Genomic DNA, 6,285 nt, shown 5'->3' on the forward strand with positions numbered 1-6,285 from the left:
TTGCCGACAAGCTCGAGCGCTATTACGGTCAGCGACCGCTATTACGGTCAGCGACCGATTATCTACACGGCCCCGGATTTCTACCGCGACAACCTGCAGGGCGAGTTGCTCGACTATCCCTTCTGGCTACGCTCGGTGGCCACGCATCCCTCAGACCTATACCCTGGGCGGAACTGGCTGTTCTGGCAATATTCCGGCTCCGGTCTTTCGGACGCCGTCAATGGCAAGATCGACCTCAATGTCTTCCACGGCAGTGGCGACGAATGGCATAATTGGATAGCGTCGCGCTGAGCTATCTCAGCGAGAACTGGCGTTGTTGCATGGGTCCGGCTAACTCATTGTTTTTACACACTTATCAAAAATCGTCTAAAAACGGGAAAACTCCTTAAGATCAATGCCTTACCGGGACCCATGCAACAACGCTGGCTCATTTAACACGTGCCTCTAAAATGAGGCGGTATGTTCACGCAAGCTTGCCATCCTATTTGAAAGCGTCCGGGACGCACTTCCCGGTTCTCCGCAAGACATAATGCTGCAAGGGAGGTGACGCTCTTAGGTGATCCGCGGGCTCGCGTACTCCGGATTGGACAGATCAGCGCATTCGCCCCTAAGCATCAAGATCGGGGAGACCGCCATCGGCATTGTGTTGCTATGGCGGCCTCCTCCTGACATCACGGCAACCCGTGGGACATCATTTCCCAAATGGGGGCAGGTTTTTGACTGAAGTTCAACCGGAAGCCACTCCGGGACGGTCAGGTTGAGAACAGGCAACGCGCAGAACAATGCTGCGGGAACTTAGCTGGGACTGTAGATCGGGACAGCCGCCTCTGAGAGGGGACCGTATTTCTCCGCGAAAAATTGAGTCTGTCGCGCGCAATATCGGCTCCATAGCAAATAATGGCCGCGGAGTTGCGGCGAGTTTGGTCAATCAACTACCTTACACTATCAACCGAGCTGCTCGGCCGTTCTTCCGTTCGGCATTGTTATAGTAGCTTGCCGCCTGCGTCGTCGACTTGTGGAGTGACTGCTGCATGGCCTCGGCGAGCGGTACACCGCGATTGGCCGCTTCTGTGAGATAACCCGAGCGCAGGCCGTGGGCGGAAAATTGCGATGGATCCAGACCCGCCTGAGATATGCGCGTTTTCAGGATCAGGTTGACCGATTGTGGTGTGAGCGGCCGCCGGTCAAGATTGCCCCATTGATCGATGCTCCGAAACACCGGTCCGCTGTCGATCCGACCTTCGCGGATCCACTGCTTGAGTGCGACAACCGGCCTACCGATGAGAATAACACGCGCGTTATCATCGGCTGTCGTCGTCTTGGTGCGGCCGAGCCGGAGGGTGAGGCAGGGCAGAAGAGGGGAGGTGGGGTCGCCGGACATTGCGTGCACCGGGTCCTCGTCTGTCAAATCCTCGAACCGCAGATTTGCGACTTCCGAGCGCCGCCGACCACCGGAAGCAAAGGCAAGCAGCAGCAGCGCCCGATCGCGCAGATCGACCAGCTTGTCGCCAGCGCAGGTCGCGAGCAGCTTGGTAAGAATGTCGCCGGTCACCGCCTTCTTGCTTTTTCGCTGTCGTGGCCGGTCGCTGGCTTTGACGGCCAGCCGCAGAGCGCTCTTCAGTGAAGGCGCCGAGAACGCGCCCGTCAATCCCCGCCAGCGCGTCAGGATCGACCAGCTCGTCAACCGTCTTCGGACGGTGGCCGGCGCGTGCGGCCCGGTGCTTCGCAGTAGGCCTTTGACGCGAAGAGCAATCGCCACGTCTTCGGGCATGCCGTGATCGGGACTATTTTCGCGCTCGGCCGTATCCCAAAGGTGATGGGCGACGAATTTCAGCAGCAAGCTTTCGGGCGCGGGCCAGGGGAGGGGGAAGCCTGTCGCGAGCTCGGACCAGGCCTCGAGGTAGCCGAGATCGGAGGTCAGCGCCTTGAGCGTGTTGGCGCCCATGCCCTCCTTCGCCAGATGTTTTAAGGTGGCGATGTCGTCGTCGGTCAAGAGTGTCGCCAACTGATCGCGACGATCGAACGGCAGAATAGCCTCGAGCGCATCGAGTTCTTCGGCACGACGCTGCACCGGATCGGCAGGGGCGGGTTGGGTGATGGCTCTGCGCGTCATTGGGTTGCGGACGCGGGGTGGCATTTGACATCGGTTTTGCCGAAATCCTGGCCCTTGAACAGGAGCGGCGCCTTGGCGACCGCGGCAACGGCGTAGGAAAAGCAGTCGCCCATATTGAGTGTGGCTGGATGGCGGCCTTTACCGAAGCGGTCGAACGCAATCGCAGTTGCGTTCGGCAGCCGGACAAACTGATCAACTATGTCCGAAGCGTTTGGAAATCCCCTCCCCGTCAGCACCATTCGAGCCTCAAGCAGGGTCGGCCAGCCGATCGCAAGTGCCTCCCGACCCACCAACGATATGAACAGTTCGGCCTCCGGCTCTCCCAGGGCCATCGCCAGAATGACCGACGTATCGACAGCGATCATCGTGGCAAACCATATTCGTCGTAGAAGTCGTCATGTGCGGATGTCGTGCCGGTCGGCACAGCACGCCGGCCCTGGGCCATTAAGTCCGATAGGACATCGATCGGCGTCCGGGCAGATTGTTGACGCAGTTCCAGATCGTAGCGCTCGAGCGCCTGCTCGACGAGCTTGTTGATTGGCTGACCGGTGCGGCGCGCCATCGCATGGGCCAGGTCTCTCGCCTTTGTGCTGCGGACGGAGAGTTGTGTTTCGGACATCGGCTTTCCACTATCGAGATCCCGTCAAATATAGCGATTCCAGCCCGAGACGGCAAGAAAACGCCCACCAGATGGCTCACTATCGATACTGAACTTCCTCATCCGAGCGGCGCAGCACCAGATCGACGGGGGAGGGCAGGGTTTTGGCATGGGCGGCTCGCGGGCTGTGATTTGGTCTCTGAACATCTGTGAACACCCCCGTAAGTGCGACTCACCTGAAGGTCGGTGCAGATTCCGATAAACTTGGACGAAATTTGCCTGGATGATCGGAAAACGGGGGCATTCCGATCATCCAGGCAGACTGACATGGGGTCGGTTCCGGGAGAGGGCGAAATGACACCCGAAGGCCTGTTGATTTATCCGATGTAGAACGGGCTGGAGGAGGCGGCCCTAAATAATCCAGCCTTTGGTGCATTTTGTATCGCCGGACGCCCACCGGAACATGTTGTCAACGTATCCTTGTTTCGCCATATTATTGCCGGTATAGACCGTAACCTTCGAACCTGTGCCTGCCTTTTCGATTTTTACCCAATACACATAGGCGCGGCTAAGATCGTAAGTGTTGAACGCAACTCCAATACCTTGATCGGCATAGAGATCACTTGCTCCATTGAAACAACGATCGGCTTGATTTGCGACACGTTTATACATCACATCAAAGCTCTCTGGAAACGAGCGGGTGGCTATCAGTGTCTTCGGGTCTGACTTGAATTGAGCAAGGTCTGAGCCGTCGGCGGACGCTCTTGGAGCAGGACCTGCGAGTTTGGCAGGCCCGGTAGGCGTGGTAGAACTGCAGCCCGACAAGATGGAGAGCGCGACAAGCGACATGAAAATGCGGTTCAAAGGGAGTTCTCCTTTCAGATTTGGATTTTTTAACATCTTCCCCCGGCTTCAGTCGCGGCAAGATGTTACGGTCATGGTCGTAGCAAGTTAACGATGGTCTGTTCTGGACGACAATCAGCCCATGAAATCAAGGCCTTCAGGACAAAAATTCACAAGGATTCAATTGGGACAACTGCTTGCAGGATTACAGTGTCATTTCGCCCTCTCCCGGAACTGTCCCCATCCAGGGAATGAGTCTCATGATCCAGGCCGAACCCAACCCGAAAACCCCGCGTTTGCAGCGCAGTCTCCTGATCTAGGCGAGCGACATACCGGCTCTGCGGCCTGAAAACCATCACTATCGATACAGGAATACTATCGATGGTTAGCGGTGCGCTGGTGCATCATAGCGGGTGCGGAACCCAAAATTTGAGATAGAGTTCGTTTAGCAAATCATTTACCATGATTTCAATGTCTTACGATCTCGCCAATTTTCTCATCCAGGCTCTGCTGCGGCCGATTTCCGACGCCGGCATCGCGCTCGCCCGTCTCGACGAGCGCATCGCCCGTTCGCCGGTCGGTGCCGGCTTCCTCGAACGATCCCACTTCACCGATGCCTGCGCCTCGCTGTGGATCGACGGCGAACTCGTCCATCTCGAAGACCTCGTCCTCCACGACGCGACCCGCGATATCCGCACTCCCACCCACGAACTCACCATCGCCCGCGACGTCCTGCGCACCCGCCGCCGCATCGCCGCCCAGCCGCCCGGCTGGGCATTGTCGGCTGACGGCCTCCGCAGCCTCCGCCAGGCGTGGCCTGGAGCATCAGAAAGTGTCAGTAGCGCGATAGAGAACGAAGGCGCCGTGGTGGATGCCGAAGTCGCTGGGGTATACCGCCGGCCTTGTCCTGGTGCGGCAGAAGCCGGGATCGGCAAAGGGCGTCATGTTCATCACCATCGAGGACGAGACCGGGCCTGCCAATCTCGTCGTCTGGCCGACACTGTTTGAAAAACGTCGGCTGGTCGTTCTCGGTTCTTCGATGATGGCGATCAATGGCCGGATCCAGCGGGAAGGGGGGGTCGTTCATCTTGTCGCCCAGCAACTGTTCGATCTGTCAGGTGACCTTGTGAGCCTTGCCGATCGCGATGAAGAGTTCAAGCTGCCGGCCGGCCGTGGCGACGAGTTCGCCAGAGGCGGTGGGCCGGATCCGCGGGATCAGCCGAAGCCGGTTGTCGCCGCGCGCGACATGTTCGTGCGTGACCTTCATATCGATACACTGAAGGTGAAGAGCAGGAATTTTCACTGAAATGCTCAAGCCGAGCGGTAGAGAACGCCGCACATCGTCTTAGGACCGCATTAGTCTTCAAGCGTGGTAATTTGGGGTGCTTCGGCGGCGATAGGTTTCGGCGTTGCATTTGGAAACGGATGAATTGGCAGTGGAAGCAATGCGATGCGCGCTTCTGTCTCCGGCGTGACATGACAGCGGAGGCCCGAGACTGGCCCAACGCCATATCGGGCAAAGTACGGCTTTATGAGGTTGTAACCGCGCTGGTCACCTGATTGAAAGTGACGAAAAATCCAGTAGGCGATCAAGTCCGCCATCTGAATCAGCCGGGACGCCCTGGAATCCAGGAAAAGCGGAACCTCCGCGAAATTTCGAAGTTGCCCGTTGGCGTGCCCCACATGCTTGAAGACATGAGACAAGGTCTGGATTTTTTCCTCGTAATTGCTTTTGTCGAGGATGACCAAGCCGCGCTGAGGGTTCTTTTTCTTGTAAAGTGTTTTCAGATAGCCATCGAAACACGAAGCCACGTCCTCGAAACTGCGAGCCAGAATATCGTTTGGATCAAAAAGCTTCTTTTCGATGACGCAGGCATAGACTTTCAACTGCAGCTGCTTGTCAGCCAACAGCGACAGGATATCGACAACGGCCTGAACTCTGTCGGTCGGAGGCACACCTTTCCAGGTGCCATTGCCCGACCGCATGGGGTTTCCATGAAACTCGATTTCCCTAGGATTGGATGGGCTGAAGCGTGTGGCTACAGGGTCTATCTGGGCTTCCAGCCAATGGGTTTGACGCTCGAAAATGCTAAATCCGGCGAGGACGAAGAAGTCGGAGCTTGGATCATGTGAGTGACCCGACTCGTCGAGATAGAGTAGATGCAACGAATCCCCCTGAAACGAAAAAGCGGACCGCAGGCGGTCCGCTCGAATTCGGTAAGCCGAGTGAAACAATCGTTCAACGCACCGACGGATCAGCGCTCTCGACTATGAGCAATATATATCTGCTGCGTGCTCGCTTTTCAAGGGGGCCGCTCCGCATGCGAGAGAGCCTGATAAAGAACCAGATATATCGTCCAGTCAGCCGTCATTCTAAGGCGTCAAAAAAAATAGGCCACCGGAAAACCGAGGCCCTTGAAGTGTGAAGGTTAAAACCTCCAGAGGGGAACAGTTGATGCGATGGCACTGGGAGAAGGCCGTCACGTGCATCAGCTATGGACTGGCATCGTAAACTTAACCGCAAAGAGGCCAGCCCATGCCGCCGGCCTATTTTGTTGGTCATGCCCGGGCGATTTTCGCCCACAGGTTCATCGCCGCTGCGCGCAATTCGCGATGATGGCTGGAGGGGATGTCGTGGCGCGGGATGTGGAACAGGTTGGCAATCGGGTCATGGATGGAGACAAAGCGTTGTAGATGTCGCTGTGACTTGAAGCGCTTCATGATCCGCTCT

At 57.2% G+C, this 6,285-nt stretch carries 6 protein-coding genes and 3 pseudogenes; 3 read left to right on the top strand and 6 right to left on the bottom strand.

Annotated features, from left to right (window positions below):
* Positions 1 to 291, top strand: a 291-nt coding sequence (locus AB4Z52_RS35495) for a GH25 family lysozyme (RefSeq protein ID WP_442222506.1), incomplete at its 5' end; no start/stop codon positions are given.
* A 646-nt stretch (positions 292 to 937) separates the two neighbouring features.
* On the opposite strand, the gene AB4Z52_RS35500 is transcribed toward AB4Z52_RS35495, so the two are convergent.
* The 4 genes from AB4Z52_RS35500 to AB4Z52_RS35515 all read right to left on the bottom strand — a co-directional run bounded on the left by AB4Z52_RS35500 (position 938) and on the right by AB4Z52_RS35515 (position 3,575).
* Entirely contained in the window at positions 938 to 2,113 is a 1,176-nt protein-coding gene (locus AB4Z52_RS35500; protein WP_442222507.1) for a tyrosine-type recombinase/integrase, read from the bottom strand.
* On the bottom strand, positions 2,110 to 2,478 hold the full coding sequence (locus tag AB4Z52_RS35505) for a type II toxin-antitoxin system VapC family toxin (protein ID WP_442222508.1): 369 nt from the start codon (positions 2,476 to 2,478) through the stop codon (positions 2,110 to 2,112). The genes AB4Z52_RS35500 and AB4Z52_RS35505 overlap by 4 nt, the downstream gene beginning before the upstream one ends.
* The gene (locus AB4Z52_RS35510; protein ID WP_442222509.1) at positions 2,475 to 2,732 is read right to left on the bottom strand and encodes a type II toxin-antitoxin system VapB family antitoxin; all 258 of its coding nucleotides are present in this window, start codon (positions 2,730 to 2,732) and stop codon (positions 2,475 to 2,477) included. Before AB4Z52_RS35510 ends, AB4Z52_RS35505 begins: the two co-directional genes overlap by 4 nt.
* Before the next feature lie 390 nt (positions 2,733 to 3,122).
* A complete protein-coding gene (locus tag AB4Z52_RS35515; RefSeq protein WP_442222510.1) occupies positions 3,123 to 3,575 on the bottom strand; it encodes a hypothetical protein in 453 nt (150 codons plus the stop codon).
* 441 nt (positions 3,576 to 4,016) lie between these two features.
* Between AB4Z52_RS35515 and AB4Z52_RS35520 the strand changes: the two are divergent.
* Positions 4,017 to 4,365, top strand: a pseudogene (locus AB4Z52_RS35520) (hypothetical protein); the annotation flags it as partial.
* Between the two features lie 78 nt (positions 4,366 to 4,443).
* Positions 4,444 to 4,860 (top strand): annotated as a pseudogene (locus tag AB4Z52_RS35525) (OB-fold nucleic acid binding domain-containing protein); the annotation flags it as partial.
* Positions 4,861 to 4,910: 50 nt separating this feature from the next.
* Here AB4Z52_RS35525 and AB4Z52_RS35530 read toward each other — a convergent pair.
* On the bottom strand, positions 4,911 to 5,720 hold the full coding sequence (locus AB4Z52_RS35530) for a DUF3800 domain-containing protein (protein WP_442222511.1): 810 nt from the start codon (positions 5,718 to 5,720) through the stop codon (positions 4,911 to 4,913).
* 393 nt (positions 5,721 to 6,113) lie between these two features.
* A pseudogene (locus AB4Z52_RS35535) lies at positions 6,114 to 6,285 on the bottom strand (IS6 family transposase); the annotation flags it as partial.

Origin of the sequence: Rhizobium sp. 2YAF20 (genome assembly GCF_052114685.1) — a bacterium.
GTDB lineage: Bacteria > Pseudomonadota > Alphaproteobacteria > Rhizobiales > Rhizobiaceae > Rhizobium.

Coding starts and splice junctions, on each gene's coding strand:
- AB4Z52_RS35500 (WP_442222507.1), bottom strand. CDS start 2,113: ATGACGCGCAGAGCCATCACCCAACCCGCCCCTGCCGATCCGGTGCAG.
- AB4Z52_RS35505 (WP_442222508.1), bottom strand. CDS start 2,478: ATGATCGCTGTCGATACGTCGGTCATTCTGGCGATGGCCCTGGGAGAG.
- AB4Z52_RS35510 (WP_442222509.1), bottom strand. CDS start 2,732: ATGTCCGAAACACAACTCTCCGTCCGCAGCACAAAGGCGAGAGACCTG.